The sequence below is a fragment of the Jeotgalibaca sp. A127 genome, from assembly GCF_052266745.1.
Lineage (GTDB): Bacteria > Bacillota > Bacilli > Lactobacillales > Aerococcaceae > Jeotgalibaca.
Map to the genome: position 1 here is coordinate 12777 of NZ_JBQPRC010000011.1, position 18412 is coordinate 31188.

Below are 18412 nucleotides of genomic sequence, written 5' to 3' on the forward strand. Positions count from 1 at the left end.
CCCCTGTAATTTTATTTTGAACAATTCGCTTTTATTAGTATTGCAATTATAATGTGAGATTGCAAAATAACAGGTTGGAAATAGAGTAGAGATAGGCGCTTCCAATCTTGTTACAGTTAGGTTCTCGCAAAATTATAAAAAACATTCCTCTGCTATAACATAATTTTAAAACGGTTATCAATATAGTTACTCGGTTTACATATTTGGACAAAGAACTCTATGCGTGTGCGCTTTCTTTAGTAGCTTGTATTCGATACGCCCGGCATGTTATAATAAGTCGAATATATAAAAGGGGGAGGCGCATATATGGCTGATACATTAGAACTTGTAATTATTACAGGCATGAGTGGTGCTGGGAAAACTGTTGTTTTACAAACGTTTGAGGATTTGGGGTATTTCTGTGTTGATAATATGCCACCGAGTTTGCTGCCAAAATTTTGGGAGCTGGTAAAAGAGTCTGGCAAAATTACAAAAGTCTGTTTAGTCATTGATTTGCGGTCCAGGGCATTCTTTGATGAGATTTTATCGGGAATAGGCAATCTGGATAATACCTCGTTTGTGACAACGAAGACGATTTACCTGGATGCTTCCGACGATGCACTTGTTTCACGTTACAAAGAAACGCGCCGGAATCATCCACTATCCCAAGAATCCGGAACGGTCATGGAAGGGATCCAGAAAGAACGGGAATTATTGGCGAATATACGCAGTCGTGCCCAATGGGTTGTGGACACCAGTCGAACAACACCGCGCCAACTTCGCGAATTAATCCTGGAACGATTCCAAAACGAGGAGCAACAACTCTTCCATATTGAAGTGGTATCTTTCGGATTTAAATATAGTGCACCTATTGATGCGGATATTATCATGGATGTGCGGTTCTTGCCGAACCCACACTATATTGATGAATTACGACCTTTGACGGGATTGGATAAACCCGTTTATGATTACGTGATGCAACAACCTGAAACTGAAGCTTTTTATCGCAAGTTTATTGATTTACTGGATACTATTACGCCGGGATATAAGCGTGAAGGGAAATCCAGCTTGACAATCGCAATCGGATGTACCGGTGGACAACACCGTTCAGTCGCATTGTCTGAACGTGTCGCTGCTCATTTGAAAAATGATGGTTATCCAGTGAATATCTCCCATCGAGATAAGGATAAACGGAAAGAGACGGTCAATCGCTCATGAGTACAAACACAAAAACAAAAAAACGGCAAAAGAAAATCGTTGTTATCGGTGGTGGGACCGGTTTGCCGGTTATTTTGAAAAACCTTAAACAATATAATGTTGATTTGACTGCTATTGTAACAGTGGCGGATGATGGCGGAAGTAGTGGTGTGATTCGAGATTACGTCAACATTATCCCGCCTGGTGATATTCGTAACTGTATGATTGCTTTATCAGATGCACCGGATATTTACAAAGACATCTTCCAGTATCGTTTTGACTCAAATGATGACTTCTTCTCAGGGCATGCGATTGGAAACTTGATCATCGCTGCTTTGGCTGAAATGAAGGGCAATGTTTTTGATGCAGTTCGCTTATTGTCGGTGATGATGCATGTAAAAGGCAGAATTTATGCAGCGGCAGAAGAGCCACTGACACTATACGCACAGTATGAAGATGGCACTTCCGCCAAAGGTGAATCCGTAATTGGCAGAAATCGAAAACCAATCGATTATGTCTATGTGAAACCTTTAGATGATACCCAGGAAGCACACGCTGCAAGAGATGTTATTAAAAGTATTGAAGAAGCAGATATAATCTTGATTGGTCCTGGTAGCCTCTATACCAGTATTTTACCTAACTTAGTGATTAAAGATTTGGGACAGGCTGTCTTGAATTCAACGGCTGAAATTGTATATATTTGTAACATTATGACCCAGCTCGGAGAGACAGAAAACTTTTCTGATGCTGATCACGTTAAAGTACTCCATAAACATCTTGGGAAATCTTTCATCAATACTGTTTTGGTGAATACAGAACGCGTTCCCGACGCTGTATTAAATCAGCAAGCAGATGAGGAATACTTACTGCAGGTTACCCACGACTTTAAAGCATTGCGAGAGGAAAGTTGCCGGGTTATTTCTGCCGATTTTCTTAACTTAAAAGAAGGCGGCGTGTACCATGATGGTGATAAAGTGGCCCGCGAAATCATGAATTTAAGTTCTAGTATGCCCTCACAAAATTAAAAAATACGCTCATCAGAAGAAAGGAGGATGTTTCATGTCATATGCTTCTGATGTCAAAAAAGAATTGACCCAGTTAGAAGTCCACCGTGAACATGCCAAGGCAGAATTAACAGCCTTAATTCGGATGAGTGGTTCAGTAAGTATCTATAATCAGAAAATGATTTTGAATATTCAGTCTGAGAATGCGGCAATAGCCAGACGAATGTACTCTTTACTAAAAGACCACTATCGTGTGGAAGGGGAACTATTGGTTCGCCGGAAGATGAAACTAAAGAAAAATAATATTTACATCGTTCGCTTAAAACAAAATGTCCAGGAACTGCTAAAGGATTTAGATATTTTTGACGGTCTATCCTTTACCACAAAGGTTTCTGAAGAAATCATAAATAATGAGCAAAAAGAACGCTCTTATTTGCGTGGTGCTTTTCTGGCAGGTGGTTCTGTGAATAGTCCGGAAACAAGCCGCTATCATTTAGAGATTTATTCTAACTATGAGGATCACAATAAAGACATATGCGAAATGATGAACCATTTCGATTTAAATGCACGAACCATTGATCGTCGAAATGGATTTATCACGTATTTGAAGGAAGCCGAAAAGATAGCAGATTTCTTGGCGATGGTCGGGGCGCATAACGCCATGATGAAATTCGAGGATGTCCGGATAATTCGTGATATGCGGAATTCAGTTAACCGTTTGGTGAATTGTGAAAATGCAAATATGAATAAAACCATCGATGCGGCATCTAAACAAATTCAAAACATCGAATTTATCGAACAAACGGTAGGTCTTGATAAATTGCCTGGAAAGCTGCAAGAAATTGCGCTCTTAAGACTGGAAAATCCTGATGTGAGCTTGAAGGAACTTGGCGAAATGGTTCCGAGTGGAGTAATATCCAAATCAGGAATCAACCATCGTATCCGTAAAATTAATGAATACGCGGATAAACTCAGAAATAAAGAAGTCATGATTTAATACATAATAAAACGAGTCGGTGAGGTAACCGACTCGTTTTTGTATGCCCTGTTGTATTGAAAGGAGGTTTGGACACACAGATTGAATATATTTGGTTCACTTGCTAGGAGGATGATAAAGAAACGGAATAGTACTGGAAAGCTAAAAGGGCATGTCGGCGGGTTCGGCAGAGTTTGTGACAAGGGGCGAGTTTGTCACGTTTTCGACCGTTTTTTTGGCTTCCATGAAATATAAATCTTCGACCAACATTTCGACTACGTAAACAGTTTGGTCTTGTTTGTTTACGTATGAACGGGAAACCATTCGACCGGTGACGCCGAGTTGATTTCCTTTGGCACAATAATCGCGCAGTAACAGTGCTGTTTTGTCCCAGAATACAACAGGGATGAAGTCGGCAATCACTTGGCCATTTTCACTTTTACGTGGATTTTTGACGGCAAGGGTATTGTTACACACAATGCTGCCGTGACCAATTTCCTGTAGCTCAACATTCCGGACAAGACGTCCTATCAAAGATACTTGATTCATGCTATCTCTCCTTTCTATATATATATAAGCAAAAAAAGTGAAAAAGCTTTTTTTTCATTAATAAAATTCATAATAAATTCAAAATAATTTGCTATTATGACATAAAATGGTCACAATTAAATAAAAATACCCATGGAAGTGAAGAAGGAAGGTGCCACCATGAAGATACTGATGATTGAAGATAATGAATCAGTCTGCGAAATGATGAGTATGTTTTTTGAAAAAGAGAATTGGAAACCTGCATTCAGTGGGGATGGAAAAGAAGGGTTGGATCTTTTTCTGGCCTCTAAAGATTATTGGGATATGATTATTCTCGATTTGAATCTACCAAGTATGGATGGTATGCAAGTTTGTCGTGAAATCCGAAAAATTTCCATGCATGTGCCTATTATTATGCTAACGGCTCGTGATTCTGAAAGTGACCAAGTAATCGGTCTGGAAATTGGAGCGGATGAATATGTGACAAAGCCATTCAGTCCCTTGACCCTGATGGCACGAATCAAAGCCCTTTATCGTCGTTCGCGATTGGGTAGTTCTTTTGATTCTCAAGGAGACGAGCGTTTTGATATTCATACGGGCCATATCAAAATCAGCACGCGTACACGCGAGGCTTTTTACAATGGAAATGAAATAGAAAGTTTGACTCCTAAAGAGTTTGAAATATTTGCTTTATTGGCCGGCCATCCACGTCAAGTATTTTCCAGAGACCACTTGTTGACCAGTATCTGGGAAGATCCGTTTTTTGGCGATGAGCGCACCATCGATGCGCATATAAAAAAACTACGGCAAAAAATAGAAACCGTCGGACCACAAGTTATTCATACTGTTTGGGGCGTAGGTTATAAATTTGACGATAACCTCTCTAGCCAAGAGGAGAAAAAACAGTGAAATATCTATATAAACAGATGCTGGCTTTTTTTCTGGTTATACTGGTTACCATTCTGACGGCTGGTATGATATTTGTGCGTTTTTTAGTAACGAACATTTACGAAGAAAAAGAAGAACAACTTTTTGGTTATGCTGAAGCGGTTATTGATGAAAATATGACACTAAGGGAAGTCGAAAATGGCATTGATATGATTTCGAATCAAGATGTTATTCTGGCAATGTACAATAGTAAAGATGAATTAATTTATCCAGTGGGAGAAAGAAACTATTCCAGTGGATTAGGCGAAGAGGAATTGCTGAGGCTACAAAAAGGCGAACGGATTTCTCTTTCAGAACGGGATCGGGGTTTCATGAATGAAGACATGTCAATTGTGACAGTATATTTGCCTTTATTTAAATCGATTACGGGTGAGTTTTCTGGATTTGTCGCCGTGGCTTCTCCAATCAGCGGTATTCAAAAGGATATTACCAATGTGCATCAAGGAATCCAATGGGCCGTTCTTTTGTCGGGAGCAATTGCTATCTTGTTCAGTATCGGGTTTGCTAATTATTTATCCAGACGTATTATCCGGATGCGAAGAGCAACCAAGGAAATCACGCAAGGTAATTTCGAGATTCATCTGGATGATTTTGGCCGTGATGAATTCGATTCTTTATCAGGTGACTTTAACACCATGGTTGATTCCTTGAAAGCTTCACAAATCGAAATAGAGCGACAGGAAAATCTACGCCGCCAATTTATGATGGATGTCGCGCATGAGATGCGGACGCCCCTGACAACGATAAACGGCATTCTTGAAGGCTGGGAGCATGATATGATTCCGGAGCATAGCCGCAAACGCAGTATCGAAATTATGCACAATGAGAGCCGTCGAATGATTCGAATGGTAAACGAGAATTTGGATTATGAAAAAATACGTTCTGAACAAGTGATGTTGGTGAAGCAACAGATTCCATGTCTGGAAACACTAAAAGCCATCAAGGACCAACTCTCAGCTAAAGCAGCTACCAAAGGGAACACAATCCATGTTTCAGTCTCCTCTGCGACCTTAACCGTCTATGCAGATTACGATCGTTTTATTCAAATTGTTGTGAATTTAACGAACAATGCCATTCAATTTACCGAAAATGGTGAGATTAGCCTGACAGCCAACGCTGGAGATGACTGCACAATCATCAAAGTGAGCGATACTGGAATGGGTATGGCAAAAGAAGAAATTCCCGCTATCTGGGAAAGGTTTTATAAAGCTGATCAATCCCGTAAAAATAATAAATATGGTGAATCGGGGATAGGTTTGGCAATTGTGAAATCTTTGGTTGATAATCATGAGGGAGAAATTACGGTTGAGAGTGAACTGGGGATTGGCACAGTTTTCACCATCAAATTGCCGAATAAAAATGACTAAACTAAAAAAGTGACTTGCGGCGGAAAAATCCTAAGCAAGTCACTTTTTTTAGTTTTGTTGTTTTGTATCTTCAGCTGCTGCTTCGTTTTCACGGGACTCCGCCAGAGGCTCATCAACGAGTTGGTTGCCCGGGAACTCCGGTGCATCCGTTTGATAAAGCGGCACGGTCGAAACATTATCCTTTTCAGAAATCAAAGAAGTACTTTTAATGCCCATTTCAGCTAAATCTGCTTGTAGTTGAAATGGTGAATTGAGATAACTAATCTGACTCTTATCCACGCGTTCAAAGTTAGCGGGGGTGTAAAAACGTAATAAATCGCCATTTAAAATTTGATCGGAAATATAAAGTTGCTGTTGACCGGCTTCCCGGATTGCTGCAATTTCGTTATACAGTTCTGGTGTTAATTCTTCATCAACAAAAATATTTCTACCTGTAACAGTTTCATATACATTTGTACCGAGGCTAACATACTCAGGTGTAATCACATTGCCATTTCTGAACACAACTACGTCGTCGCGTTCTTTTGACAATAAATCTTGACCGACCTGGATATGAGATTTTGTATCGATGCCTAACAAATGCAAGACTGTTGGCAAGACATCCACTTGACCGCCATAAGTATCATTGATGCCACCAGTTCCAATTCCTGGAACATGGACAATGAATGGCACGCGTTGAACCATGGCATTATGATAATCACCCCACAGATTTGGATTTCTGCCAATAAGGGGTGCTAGGGTCCGATTACGCGAATTTGAAATTCCGAAATGATCGCCGTAAAGCACGAAAACTGTATTGTCATAGAGGCCGCTGTCCTTCATGTACTGGAAGAATTCAGCCAGTGCCTCATCGGCATAATGAACAGTATTGAAATAACCGTTGATGGTGTCGTCACTTGTATCCGGAATGTCGAATACGGTATTCATCTCGTCTGCCGGGAACGGGAAGTGATTAGAAACAGTAATGAATTTTGAGTAAAAAGGTTGTTCCATTTGTTCCAAGTATTGAACGGATTCCTGGAAGAATAATTTATCCTTCAAGCCATATTCAAGCGAATTTTCCGGAGTCAGTGTATAACTTGTTTCAGAACTGAAGAAATAATCATAACCCATTGATTTATAAACATTATCACGGTCCCAGAATGAACCAACGTTACCGTGGAAAACGGCACTCGAATAGCCTAAACTTTTAAGGATTTGTGGACCGGCCTGGAAGGTATTATCAGATCCAAGCTGTGTAAATGCAGAACCTTGTGGTAACCCAAATAGGGAGTTATCCAGTAAAAGTTCGGCATCGCTCGTTTTACCTTGAGCGGTTTGGTGGAAAAAGTTAGAGAAACTATATGAATCAGCGCTATGATAGAGTTCATTCAAGAAAGGCGTTACCGCACTCACTTCGCCACTTTCTTCGCGCATTTCCAAATCAATCAAAAACTGTTGCATACTTTCAAGATGAATGTAAACAACATTACGTCCCTCAGCTTGACCGAAAGTAGCAGGATTGGGACTGGCAAAATGTGAATCCACATAATCCAGTACCGGTGCCATATCAGAACTATCAGCGCTGGCGCGAACAGAGTTCGCTTTAGCTGTTTGTACACCATCATAGAGGGTATACACATTAACACCCAAATACTTTACAATGTAATTACGGTCAAAAGTCCGTGTCAAGAGTTGTGGTCGGTCAATCTCCGCTAGGCTAAGATTGGCAAAAAATATTAACAGGGCAGTAACCAAGGTACCAACAGCCAGCCGTTTTTTGATTTGCGGTTCCTGGGTCAGTATGGAACGTTTTTTACGGTAGAGATAAGTAACAGCAAAGAAATCTACCCAATAAAAAATATCATGCCATGAAAACATTTCGAAAACACCAGGTCCTAAACCATTCATCATGGCGGAAGAACCCATAATCGTCTTCACGGTGATGAAATCAGAAAACTCACGGTAATACAAGATATTGGAAAAAAGTAAGAGTGAGTTTAGGAAGTATAGTACCAATAAAGCCCTATAACGGCTTTTAGAATTTGAGAAAAAGAGCGATAAACCAAAAATAAATAGGGTACTGGCAATAGGATTTATTAATAGTAGGAAGTGTTGATAGACGCCTTCCACACCTAATGAAAATTCAATATTGTATGCGAGATATGTTTTTAGCCAAAATAGAACGACGGCAATTGATAAGAAACCAAAATTTTCTCGTATGGTCTCTTTTATTTTTTGAAACAAAGAGATCCCTCCTTAAGGGGTTTTCGTGGTAAGATATCCTTTTCATTTGGATATGTAAATTTGTAGGTTTAATTGTAAAATATATGTAAATTCGTATACGTATTATACGCATACCGTTTTTTATAGTCAAATGAATTCAGTATAAATGAAGAGAAATTTAATCATTATTCGAACAAAAAAATGAAAGTAGGAATAAACATGGATAAAAAACGTATCCTTACCGTTTCAGAGAAAGCAGTGCCACATATCAAGAAAGGTGATCCACTATTGTCACCGATCAGCTTTGAAGAAGAATTAGAATTTACCGAAGGTGAACAAGTTCAGATAGTTTCACCTGTGGGCCAATTTTTAGGTGAAGCTTATTTGGCGAAACAAAACAAAGGAATAGGCTGGATTTATTCATTTGAACAAGGTACAGATTTTGATTCTGCTTTTTTCTTGAATCAATTTAATCAAGCGCTTAAAAAACGCCAGGCATTACTTGAGAGTAATGACACAGATGCATTCCGTTTATTCAACGCAGAAGGGGATGGCATCCCGGGATTATCTGTTGATTATTATGCCGGTTTTGCGGTTATATCTTGGTACAGTGAAGGTATCTACCATTATAAAGAACAAATTATTTCAGCTTTCCAGGAAATATTCCCGTTTGTAAAAGGTGTTTATGAAAAACGTCGTTACCAACAAGACGACGATAAAGCAAGTGGTTTTGTATATGGTGAAAAAGCGCCTTCTCCACATTATGTAAGAGAAAATAATGTTTTGTATGCCACTTACTTGGATGAAGGATGGATGACAGGTATCTTCCTGGATCAACGTCATGTGCGCCGCGATTTAATGCAAACATACGCACCGGGAAAAACCGTTTTAAATACCTTCAGTTATACCGGCGCTTTTTCCGTCGCTGCTGCGATGGGTGGCGCATCCCACACGACAAGTGTAGATGTGGCTAATCGATCCTTGGAAAAAACCCGTGAACAATTTGAAATCAATGGTATCGATCCGGCAGAGCATAAGATCCATGTTATGGACGTGTTTGATTACATCCAATACGCAAAACGAAAAGCCATGACTTTTGATGTCATCGTTGTGGACCCGCCAAGTTTTGCGCGTACAAAAAAACGTACTTTCTCTGTGTTGAAAGATTATGGCACTATGATTGAAGACTTGATTGATATATCTGCTGATAAGGGAATATTCATCCTTTCAAGTAACGCTGCCACTTACAAACGCAAAAAATTCCGGAGCGACCTGGAGAAGGCCTTCCGGAACAAAGGAATCGATTATTCAATTGTAAAAGAGTACGGTTTGCCGGAAGACTTTGCAACTGCAACAGGAAGTCCGACAAGTAACTATTTAAAAGTGTTCGTTATTCAAAAACATTAATCGGTAGCCGCGTGCATGCCGGCAGCATGGCCTGTTACAAAAGCACCGGTAATGTTATAGCCACCTGTATAGCCGTTGTAATCCAGTAATTCACCGCAAAAGTAGAGACCTGGCTGGAATTTACTTTCCATTGTTTTTGGATTTACTTCTTTTGTTGAAACACCGCCGCCGGTTACAAAGGCTTTATCAAGAGGCAGCGTTCCGTTCGCCATGAAGGTGAATGCTTTACTAAATTGTGCAAATGCTTTAATTTCTTTTGGCTGGAGTGACTTTAATGTCTGATCTGGATCGATGCCTGCCTGTTCAAGACCGAACAGCAAGTACCGTTCAGGCATTAAGTCTTTCCAGCCATTTTTTACGTTCTTGTCTGGCGTTTCGCGAACCAACCGCTGCAAATCCTGTTCGACTTGGCCGAGGCTGCTATTTGGAAAAACATCCAATGCCATCATTACTTCGTCTACCTTGTCGCGCTTTTTAGTTTGATGGATAAACATTGAGCACCGTAATGCTGCCGGGCCAGATACGCCAAAATGCGTGAAAATCATATCCATTTGGTGGCTGACTACGGTCTTGCCTTTTTTATTCCGAACGCTTAAAGCCACATCACGTAAGGACAGACCTTTCAAAACACGTGAGACAATAAATGGTTCCAAAGACGTAATTGGTGCTTCCGTCGGATAAAGCTCTGTGATTGTATGACCAACCTGTTTGGCGAAACGGTAGCCATCACCTGTGGAACCTGTACGCGAGTAGGTTTTTCCACCTGTTGCCAAAACCACACTGTCTGCCGGTATGACTGTTCCGTCATCCAAGGTCACTCCTGTAATTTTTCCGTTTTCATAATTCAATTTTGAGACGGTTACTTTCGTTTGGACGTTAACGTTTCTTCTCTTCAATTCATCTATGAAAGCTTCTAGAATAGTACGTGCCTTATCTGTTACGGGAAACATCCGGCCGTGATCTTCTTCCTTCAGTGCAATCCCGCGTGATGTAAAGTAGTGCATAATATCATATTGACTGAATTGATCGAAAGCACTATGTAAAAAGCGACCATTCCCGGGAATATGCGCAATAATTTCATCTTCCGGACGATTGTTGGTTACATTACATCTACCCCCACCGGTCAATATCAATTTTTTTCCTAAGTTGGGGTTTTTTTCCAATAAAGTGACAGACGCACCGTATTCTGCAGCAGTGGAAGCAGCCATTAACCCACTGGATCCGCCACCAATAACAATTACTTTTTTACTCATATTATTTAAAAACTCCTCAATTTCTTTGTTTATATATATTTTAACACCGATAGCGCACTAAATTATAGTATAATAACATTAACTAATAAAGAAGCAAAGGAGAAACTCTAAATGGATTTTACTAAAATAGTTGCTTTAAACCGCCCGACCGAAAATTTGGTAACGGTTGAACTGACGGACGCACAAATCGAAGCCATCATTGTAGCTGGCTTAGCTGCACCGATTCCAGAAGAACTTTACAACAAATTCCACATTACTTTTTACTCTGAGGAAGAAAATAAAAAAGGTCCGGTTAATATAGTTGTTTCACTTAAAGACGGTGAAGAATTGGAAAGTAGTAAATATTTGTTCGCTGGAATGATTATGGCGCAAATGCAATTAGCAACAACCAATTTATTGCTCGGCTATCAATTCATTACCGATGAAGCAGGATTTATCAATCTTTCAACACCAGATAAGAAACAAGAAATCGGTATTCCAGATAATTACACACCTATTCAGCAATTGCGTGTGGGTTACCCCGAACATAAAGTGGACACCAGAGAAATGCATGGCTTATCTACATTGATGGAGCGCTTTGGCTAATAGATAAATATAAAAAAGGAAGCATCACCAACAATTTCATTGTAGTGATGCTTTATTTTTAATCAGAGGTGGTGACTGAGATGGCTTATATCTCTTTACAGGATGTCAGTAAATATTATCAAATGGGTGAAACTAAAATAAAAGCCAATGATGGCATTTCGTTCGATATTGAAAAAGGTGAATTTGTCGTTATCCTGGGGCCATCGGGAGCTGGTAAATCGACCGTTTTGAATATATTAGGTGGTATGGACCAAGCAAGCGAGGGACGTATCATGGTGGATGGAACCAATATAGCGACGTTCTCGAGGAAGCAATTGACGAACTACCGCCGTCTTGATGTCGGCTTTGTCTTCCAATTTTATAATCTCGTACCAAATTTAACCGCTCGGGAAAATGTGGAGCTGGCTGCTCAAATTACCAATCGTGCTCTTGATGCAGCAGTGGTATTGGCGGATGTGGGGTTAACTGACCGCTTAAGTAACTTTCCAGCCCAATTATCGGGTGGCGAACAACAACGGGTTGCGATTGCCCGCGCAATTGCCAAACAACCGAAGTTATTGTTGTGTGATGAACCGACGGGAGCGCTCGATTATGAAACCGGGAAACAAGTTCTGAAGTTGCTTCAGGACACATGCCGGGATACTGGGACAACCGTTGTGGTTATCACCCATAATCAAGCCATTGCACCAATGGCAAATCGTGTCATTGAAATTAATAATGCTAAAGTTCGTGCCATCCGTGAAAATAAAAACCCATTGCCAGTTTCTGAAATTGAATGGTAAGGGGTTGGATTGGATGAATAAGCAAGCACTTTGGAAAGATATAGGGAAGGGCATCTGGAATAATAAAGCGCGTTTTTTGGCATTACTCGCGATTATTATATTAGGTACCGGTTTTTTTGGCGGGATCAGTGCGACAGGTCCCAATATGTTAAATACCGCAGGACGTTATTATAGTGAAAACAAACTTTTTGATTTAAAAGTTCTTTCCACGTATGGTATCGAAACAGAAGACCTTGATTCATTGAGAGAGGTGGACGGTATTGAAGTTCACCCCGCGCAGTCATTTGATGCAACTATGGAAGGGTATGAATATATCCTTCGTCTTTACGGACATGATGACGCTAGTGGAGTAAATGAATATGCCGTCGTATCTGGTCGGCTGCCCGAAAAAACGGGTGAAATTGCACTGGATGCTGAAATGAAAAATTTTAAACAGACCATTTCGATAGGAGAAAGTGTGACTTTCAACTTTGAAACACCAGATGAAGAAGCACCCGCTTTAACTAATCAAACGTATAAAGTCGTCGGGTTCGTTAATTCCCCCCTATTTATTGAAAAAATAAATCGAGGAAATACACAAACAGGTAAAGGTACGCTGGATGGTTTTGGTGTGGTTCATGCTGAAGATATCCAAGGGAATTTATTTAGCGAGGTTTACCTCACTTTTGAGGGAGAACAACTTGCCTACACAGATAATTATCAAAAGATAGTAGATAAAAAAACAGAAGAAGTTGAAATGGCTTTAAATGGTCGCCCGTTGGAAAGAATCAACGAAATTCGTTCTGAAGGTCGTCAGGAAATTTTTAAGGCGGAAGAAGCCCTCGCCGATGCAAAAGCTGAAATTGAAAAGGCTGAGAATGAACTGTCCTCTGCCCGTACGAAACTTGATGAGGCTTGGCAAACGTATGAGGCGAACTTGGCGACTTTTGAAACTGAGATGACCACGGCTGAGACAGAAATTAATCGTCAACAAGCTGTTTTAGATACGGGTTATACGCAATATTATCAAGGTTTGTCAGAATGTGAGGCAGGCACGGATCAATACGCGGCTGCTAAGGCTGCTTGGGAAATCCAGCGCCAAGCGTTATTAAGGCAACTGGATACGGCAGTTACCTTAGAAGGGATTGTCCAAAATCCAATTCCTACTCCTGAAGGTGAGGCTTTAGTAGCCAAAGTCCAGCAATTGTTGGATGCTGAAACACAGGTTAATGATGCCCGAGCACAATTGGACCGTCTTGCTGCCTCTTTTCAGACGCAAGAAGAAAATCTACGCGCTGAAGAGGCTGAACTTCAAACAGCAGAAACACAACTGAGCAATGCTAGTTTAGCCATCCAATCACAAAAAGAGGTCCTTGCTGTTCACCAAAACCAATTGAACTATGTTCAGCAACAGCTTCAAATTCCTTACGAAAATTTGACTGATGAAGATAAGGAACGGATGCGCAGTGAAGTTGAAGGGCAAGGGAATCAGACGTTAGTCTATCAACCGTTCTTGCAATATATAAACGGTGAAGTCCCGGCTGCTGAATTTAACGCAGTTATTGAACAAGAACAAGCACTCCAGACAAGTCTTGCGACGGGCATTCAAGAGCAGGAAGCTAAATTGGCTGAAGAGAGTACGCGTATTCAACAGGCTAAAGCGACATTGATTGAACAAGGTCAGCAACTGGAAGCTGCGAAACGTTCTTATACCAATAATGTGCAAATATTAGAAATCCGCTCTCAGGAATTGCAACGCGCCAAAAATACACTCTTGGCTGAAGTGCAATCTTCACTGCAAGCGATTCAAGGGGAAATAAATGCGGCTGATAATCAATTTATGGAACAAGCAAATGCACTGGCATCCTCTCATGCAGAACTGGAAGCTGCGAAACGTGAGCTTGATGCTGGTCAGGCTGAACTTTCTAATGGAAAGAATCGCTTGGCAACGGAACGGGCGGAAGGTGAAAGCCAGTTAAGAGATGCCCGAAAACAGATTGAAGCAAGGGAAGCCGAATACGCTGAAGGAATGGCAGCGTTTGAAGCTGAGAAGGAATCAGCAGAAGCTGAAATCCAAAAAGCTGAAACAGAATTATTGAAAGCCCGTAGTGATTTACAAGCCTTGGATGAACCGGTTTATTTTGTCCAAGATCGAACGAACAATCCAGGCTATGAGGGATATGGTGATAATGCCAAACGTATTTCTTCAATTGCGGAAGTTTTCCCGGTCTTTTTCTTCCTGATTGCCGCGTTGATCAGTTTTACGACCATGACTCGGATGGTGGATGAGCAACGCACGCAAATTGGTACCCTTAAAGGCCTAGGTTACAGCAATTTTGATATATCCCTTAAATTCTTGGTTTATGCAGCAAGTGCTGGGATAATTGGAACTGTATCGGGACTTTTACTCGGTTATTGGTTGTTCCCAACCCTGATTTACAATGCTTACAGTTCCCTGTACAATTTGCCGGATATTCAATTAAACCAATATCCTTCCTATACAGGGATTGCCGTCATTGTTGCCCTTTTATGCACAGTGGGTCCTGCTGGGTTGGCAAGCTATCGCACGTTGATTGAAACGCCAGCCTCCATCATGCGTCCCAAAGCACCCAAACAGGGGAAACGGGTCTTGCTTGAACGTATTCCCGTTATCTGGAATCGCCTTAACTTCAATGCCAAAATAACAATCCGCAACTTGGTGCGTTATAAAGTCCGCAATTCCATTACCGTAATAGGTGTAGCCGGATGTATGGCATTAATCTTGACCGGTTTTGCTCTCAGTAATTCAATTTCCGGTCTGGCAGAAACGCAATTTTCTGAAGTTATGAAATATGATGCTGTGGTCGCATTGAAACCAGATCGGACCCGTTCTGATTTGCAGAGTTATGAGGAAGTGAGAAATGATTTTTCTGAAGTCGCCTCTCATCTGTACACATTGCAGGAGACATATAAAGCGGAAAGAGCGGGGATAACAACTCAGGATGTGAATGTATTTGTTCCTGAGGGGACTGATTCCTTGGGAGAATTCGTTCGCTTGAAAGAACGAAACAGTAACGAAGCACATGTTTTAAATGATGAAGGGGCGATTATATCTGAAAAACTGGCTGACTTGATGGCTGTGGAACCGGGTGATGAAATTATCATCCATGACGAAGAAGAAATGACCTATCGTATTCCAATTGCTTCAGTGACAGAAAATTATACAGGACATTACCTCTACCTTTCGCGTAATTTATATCAATCGGTATTTTCAGAAGCATTCGTGCCGAACAGTGATTTGCTGGTTATTGATAATGGTGGAGCATGGGAAGCTGAATTTGCCGAAAATGCAATGGGGAACGAGAATGTCGCGTTAGTGACCTATATGTCAGTCATTCATGAAGCATTCGGGGACACATTGGAAAGCTTGGATGTTATTACGTTGGTATTAATCATTTCCGCAGCGGCCTTGGCATTTGTGGTTTTGTACAATTTGACCAACATCAATGTTTCCGAACGAATCAGGGAACTTTCTACCATTAAAGTATTGGGATTTTTCGATATGGAAGTTAGTTTATATGTCTACCGTGAAACGTTTATATTAACGATTATCGGTATTTTACTCGGGTTTGGAATGGGGAATATTTTAGCGACCGTCCTTCTCAAAATGGTCGAAGTTGATTTTATGCTATTTCCCATCACGATAGCTCCCATCAGTTATTTTTATTCAACAGTTTTAACCCTTGTATTTTCAATTATTGTCATGATGATCATGCATGTAAAATTAAAACAAGTAGATATGATTGAAGCGCTCAAGAGCGTTGAATGATGAATAAACCGGCAATTTCTAGAGCATAAATAGAAAGGCCGGTTTTTTTATTTGGTAATAAAATAAGCTGATAACTACTCTGCCAGCAATGGAAGCGAGACCACAAAAAGGGATGATCAAAACGTATTTTTTTTTTCAAAAAACGGGTTGCTTAAATTGTCAGAATATTCTATACTATAAACATTAAAATTTAAGGAGAAAATCTCCTGTGTGAATGAAGAGAAGCATTGGATAGTATAAATGAATTTAAGCGGAGGGGATTTTTAATGAAGAAGAAGTATTGGTTGGGATTGTCATCTATGTTGCTTTTGGCTGCTTGTGGTAATGGTGCTGGGGAAGACGCATCATCCGATGGCGCAGCAGGCGGAGATGGGTCCGGCGTAGTAATCGGTGGTAACTTCGAATTATCAGGTGGCGCTGGGGCTTACGGAACTCCAATGAGCAATGGTGTAGAGCTTGCTATTGAACAAAAAAATGCAGACGGCGGCGTATTGGACGATGACGTAACATACAAAGTTTACGACAATACTTCTGTTGCTCAAGAAGCTGCATCTGTTGCAACACGTTTAGCTACAGAAGACAAAGTAACAGCAATCATTGGACCTGCAACAACAGGAGATGCAAACGCACAAACACCGGTCGTTGATCGTGCGGGTGTTCCAGCTGTTTTACCTGCAGCAACAGGTGACATGGTTACAATGAAGGATGATGAAACAGTATGGGAATATATTTTCCGTGTTTGTTTCCAGGATTCATTCCAAGGAGAAGTGTTAGCTAACTTTGCTGAAAACGAATTAGGGGCTAAAAAAGCTGTTATTCTTCAAGACAATTCAACAGACTATGCTGTTGGACTGACTGAATCCTTCAAGGGTGTCTTCACAGGCGAAATTGTAGCAGAAGAAAACTTCTCAGACGGTGATACAGACTTTAATGCAATCCTTACAAATATCCGCGACAAAGATTTTGATGTCATCTTTATCCCAGGTTATTATGAAGAAGCTGGTTTGTTGATTAAACAAGCACGTGAAATGGGTATTACACAACCAATTTTGGGACCAGATGGTTTTGCAAACTCCACATTGGTTGAACTGGCTGGCGCTGATAATGTAGACGATGTATTTTACGCAGGTCACTTTACACCAAATAGTGAAGACCAAAAAGTAAAAGACTTCTTGGCTGCCTATGAAGAAAAATTTGGTGTGGAAGCCGATTCCTTCGCAGCATTGGCATATGACGCGGCCAACCTTGTACTGCAAGCAGTTGAAACTGCTGGCTCTACAGATTCAAAAGCTGTAACAGAGGCAATTGCATCAACTACTGATTTTGAAGGGGTAACAGGAACATTCTCATTGGATGAAAACCACAACCCAGTTAAGAGTACTTTTGTTATCGAATTGCAAGACGGTGAAGAGGCTGGAAATACAGTCGTAGCACCACAATAATAATGTAGGAGGCTAGACATCTGTCTCGCCTCCTTTCAGACTTTTTAGAAAGCAAAGAGGTGTAAGATATGGAAAGCTTTATCCAGCAGATGGTAAACGGAATCTCACTGGGAAGCATTTATGCGCTCATCGCCCTCGGTTATACGATGGTTTACGGTATTATCAAATTGATTAACTTTGCCCACGGTGATATTTATATGGTAGGGGCCTTTATCGGCTACGGCATGATTCAAAATGTCGGGTTGGGATTAGTTCCAGCCCTTGTTATTTCGATGATCTTGTGTGCAATTTTAGGAGTAGTGATTGAAAAAATTGCCTATCGTCCTTTGCGTGGAGCAACACGGATTGCAGCCTTGATCACAGCAATTGGGGTTTCTTATTTACTCCAAAATTTAATGATTTACTTTATGGGACCAGAACGTCGAGCATTCCCGACAGCATTGGAAACACGTATTTTTAGGTTGGGCACGGTGCAAATTAATTCACAACAATTAGTGATCATCGCAACAACGATTATTTTGATGATTGCTTTGCAGATTATCGTTAAATATACAACGATGGGTAAAGCGATGCGTGCTGTTAGTACGGATCAAGATGCGGCTCAACTAATGGGAATCAACGTTGATAATGTTATTTCTTTTACATTTGTAATGGGCTCCGCACTTGCAGGAGCGGCAGGCGTGTTGGTTGGTATTTATTATAACTCCATTGATCCATTGATGGGTGTGACACCAGGGCTAAAAGCTTTCGTAGCTGCAGTTTTCGGCGGAATTGGTATTATCCCGGGTGCCATGTTGGGTGGTTATTTAATTGGTATCATCGAAACAATGGTCAGTGCTTATGGTGGTTCAATGTTTAAGGATGCGGTCGTTTACTTGATCTTGATTATTATCTTGATTGTAAAACCATCCGGTATCCTTGGCAAAAACGTAAAAGAGAAAGTGTAGGTGAC

The 18412-nt window shown here is 40.7% G+C and carries 14 protein-coding genes; 11 read left to right on the forward strand and 3 right to left on the reverse strand.

Annotation, left to right across the window (positions count from 1 at the left end):
* Positions 1-306: 306 nt before the first annotated feature.
* Genes rapZ through whiA form a run of 3 tightly spaced genes read left to right on the forward strand, consistent with a single transcriptional unit; the run spans position 307 to position 3177 of the window.
* A complete protein-coding gene (gene rapZ / locus ACTVAI_RS09895; RefSeq protein WP_443473440.1) occupies positions 307-1197 on the forward strand; it encodes an RNase adapter RapZ in 891 nt (296 codons plus the stop codon).
* Positions 1194-2201: a gluconeogenesis factor YvcK family protein gene (locus ACTVAI_RS09900; protein WP_443486549.1), complete on the forward strand. Its 1008-nt coding sequence runs from the start codon at positions 1194-1196 to the stop codon at positions 2199-2201. Before rapZ ends, ACTVAI_RS09900 begins: the two co-directional genes overlap by 4 nt.
* Positions 2202-2235: 34 nt before the next feature.
* Positions 2236-3177 carry a DNA-binding protein WhiA gene (gene whiA / locus ACTVAI_RS09905; RefSeq protein ID WP_443473438.1) on the forward strand — a complete coding sequence of 314 codons (942 nt, stop codon included), beginning with the start codon at positions 2236-2238 and terminating at the stop codon, positions 3175-3177.
* Between the two features lie 141 nt (positions 3178-3318).
* Here the strand turns inward: whiA and ACTVAI_RS09910 are convergent, their stop codons facing one another.
* Positions 3319-3705 carry a single-stranded DNA-binding protein gene (locus tag ACTVAI_RS09910; protein WP_443473437.1) on the reverse strand — a complete coding sequence of 129 codons (387 nt, stop codon included), beginning with the start codon at positions 3703-3705 and terminating at the stop codon, positions 3319-3321.
* Between the two features lie 159 nt (positions 3706-3864).
* Between ACTVAI_RS09910 and ACTVAI_RS09915 the strand changes: the two genes are divergently transcribed.
* Positions 3865-4593: a response regulator transcription factor gene (locus tag ACTVAI_RS09915; RefSeq protein ID WP_443486550.1), complete on the forward strand. Its 729-nt coding sequence runs from the start codon at positions 3865-3867 to the stop codon at positions 4591-4593.
* Positions 4590-5999: an ATP-binding protein gene (locus tag ACTVAI_RS09920; RefSeq protein ID WP_443486551.1), complete on the forward strand. Its 1410-nt coding sequence runs from the start codon at positions 4590-4592 to the stop codon at positions 5997-5999. The genes ACTVAI_RS09915 and ACTVAI_RS09920 overlap by 4 nt, the downstream gene beginning before the upstream one ends.
* A gap of 48 nt (positions 6000-6047) precedes the next feature.
* Here the strand turns inward: ACTVAI_RS09920 and ACTVAI_RS09925 are convergent, their stop codons facing one another.
* Positions 6048-8231, reverse strand: a complete 2184-nt coding sequence (locus tag ACTVAI_RS09925) for an LTA synthase family protein (RefSeq protein ID WP_443486573.1) — start codon at positions 8229-8231, stop codon at positions 6048-6050.
* A 192-nt stretch (positions 8232-8423) separates the two neighbouring features.
* Here ACTVAI_RS09925 and ACTVAI_RS09930 point away from each other — a divergent pair, with 192 nt between their 5' ends.
* Positions 8424-9611 carry a class I SAM-dependent methyltransferase gene (locus ACTVAI_RS09930; protein WP_443486552.1) on the forward strand — a complete coding sequence of 396 codons (1188 nt, stop codon included), beginning with the start codon at positions 8424-8426 and terminating at the stop codon, positions 9609-9611.
* On the opposite strand, the gene ACTVAI_RS09935 is transcribed toward ACTVAI_RS09930, so the two are convergent.
* Positions 9608-10864: an NAD(P)/FAD-dependent oxidoreductase gene (locus tag ACTVAI_RS09935; RefSeq protein ID WP_443486553.1), complete on the reverse strand. Its 1257-nt coding sequence runs from the start codon at positions 10862-10864 to the stop codon at positions 9608-9610. The two genes, ACTVAI_RS09930 and ACTVAI_RS09935, sit on opposite strands and share 4 nt — an antisense overlap.
* Before the next feature lie 111 nt (positions 10865-10975).
* Between ACTVAI_RS09935 and ACTVAI_RS09940 the strand changes: the two genes are divergently transcribed.
* From ACTVAI_RS09940 to ACTVAI_RS09960, 5 genes are all read left to right on the forward strand, one after another.
* On the forward strand, positions 10976-11449 hold the full coding sequence (locus ACTVAI_RS09940; protein ID WP_443486554.1) for a hypothetical protein: 474 nt from the start codon (positions 10976-10978) through the stop codon (positions 11447-11449).
* An 80-nt stretch (positions 11450-11529) separates the two neighbouring features.
* The gene (locus tag ACTVAI_RS09945) at positions 11530-12231 is read left to right on the forward strand and encodes an ABC transporter ATP-binding protein (RefSeq protein ID WP_443486555.1); all 702 of its coding nucleotides are present in this window, start codon (positions 11530-11532) and stop codon (positions 12229-12231) included.
* A 13-nt stretch (positions 12232-12244) separates the two neighbouring features.
* Positions 12245-16018: an FtsX-like permease family protein gene (locus ACTVAI_RS09950; protein WP_443486556.1), complete on the forward strand. Its 3774-nt coding sequence runs from the start codon at positions 12245-12247 to the stop codon at positions 16016-16018.
* Between the two features lie 266 nt (positions 16019-16284).
* Positions 16285-17460, forward strand: coding sequence for an ABC transporter substrate-binding protein (locus tag ACTVAI_RS09955; protein ID WP_443473429.1), 1176 nt, complete (start codon positions 16285-16287; stop codon positions 17458-17460).
* Positions 17461-17528: 68 nt separating this feature from the next.
* Positions 17529-18407, forward strand: coding sequence for a branched-chain amino acid ABC transporter permease (locus ACTVAI_RS09960; protein ID WP_443473428.1), 879 nt, complete (start codon positions 17529-17531; stop codon positions 18405-18407).
* Positions 18408-18412: the final 5 nt, after the last annotated feature.

Excerpts from the sequence above, each read along its gene's own strand:
- whiA (WP_443473438.1), top strand. The coding sequence starts at position 2,236 with ATGTCATATGCTTCTGATGTCAAAAAAGAATTGACCCAGTTAGAAGTC.
- ACTVAI_RS09935 (WP_443486553.1), bottom strand. The coding sequence starts at position 10,864 with ATGAGTAAAAAAGTAATTGTTATTGGTGGCGGATCCAGTGGGTTAATG.
- ACTVAI_RS09945 (WP_443486555.1), top strand. The coding sequence starts at position 11,530 with ATGGCTTATATCTCTTTACAGGATGTCAGTAAATATTATCAAATGGGT.
- ACTVAI_RS09950 (WP_443486556.1), top strand. The coding sequence starts at position 12,245 with ATGAATAAGCAAGCACTTTGGAAAGATATAGGGAAGGGCATCTGGAAT.
- ACTVAI_RS09955 (WP_443473429.1), top strand. The coding sequence starts at position 16,285 with ATGAAGAAGAAGTATTGGTTGGGATTGTCATCTATGTTGCTTTTGGCT.
- ACTVAI_RS09910 (WP_443473437.1), bottom strand. The coding sequence starts at position 3,705 with ATGAATCAAGTATCTTTGATAGGACGTCTTGTCCGGAATGTTGAGCTA.
- ACTVAI_RS09900 (WP_443486549.1), top strand. The coding sequence starts at position 1,194 with ATGAGTACAAACACAAAAACAAAAAAACGGCAAAAGAAAATCGTTGTT.
- rapZ (WP_443473440.1), top strand. The coding sequence starts at position 307 with ATGGCTGATACATTAGAACTTGTAATTATTACAGGCATGAGTGGTGCT.
- ACTVAI_RS09940 (WP_443486554.1), top strand. The coding sequence starts at position 10,976 with ATGGATTTTACTAAAATAGTTGCTTTAAACCGCCCGACCGAAAATTTG.
- ACTVAI_RS09915 (WP_443486550.1), top strand. The coding sequence starts at position 3,865 with ATGAAGATACTGATGATTGAAGATAATGAATCAGTCTGCGAAATGATG.
- ACTVAI_RS09960 (WP_443473428.1), top strand. The coding sequence starts at position 17,529 with ATGGAAAGCTTTATCCAGCAGATGGTAAACGGAATCTCACTGGGAAGC.
- ACTVAI_RS09930 (WP_443486552.1), top strand. The coding sequence starts at position 8,424 with ATGGATAAAAAACGTATCCTTACCGTTTCAGAGAAAGCAGTGCCACAT.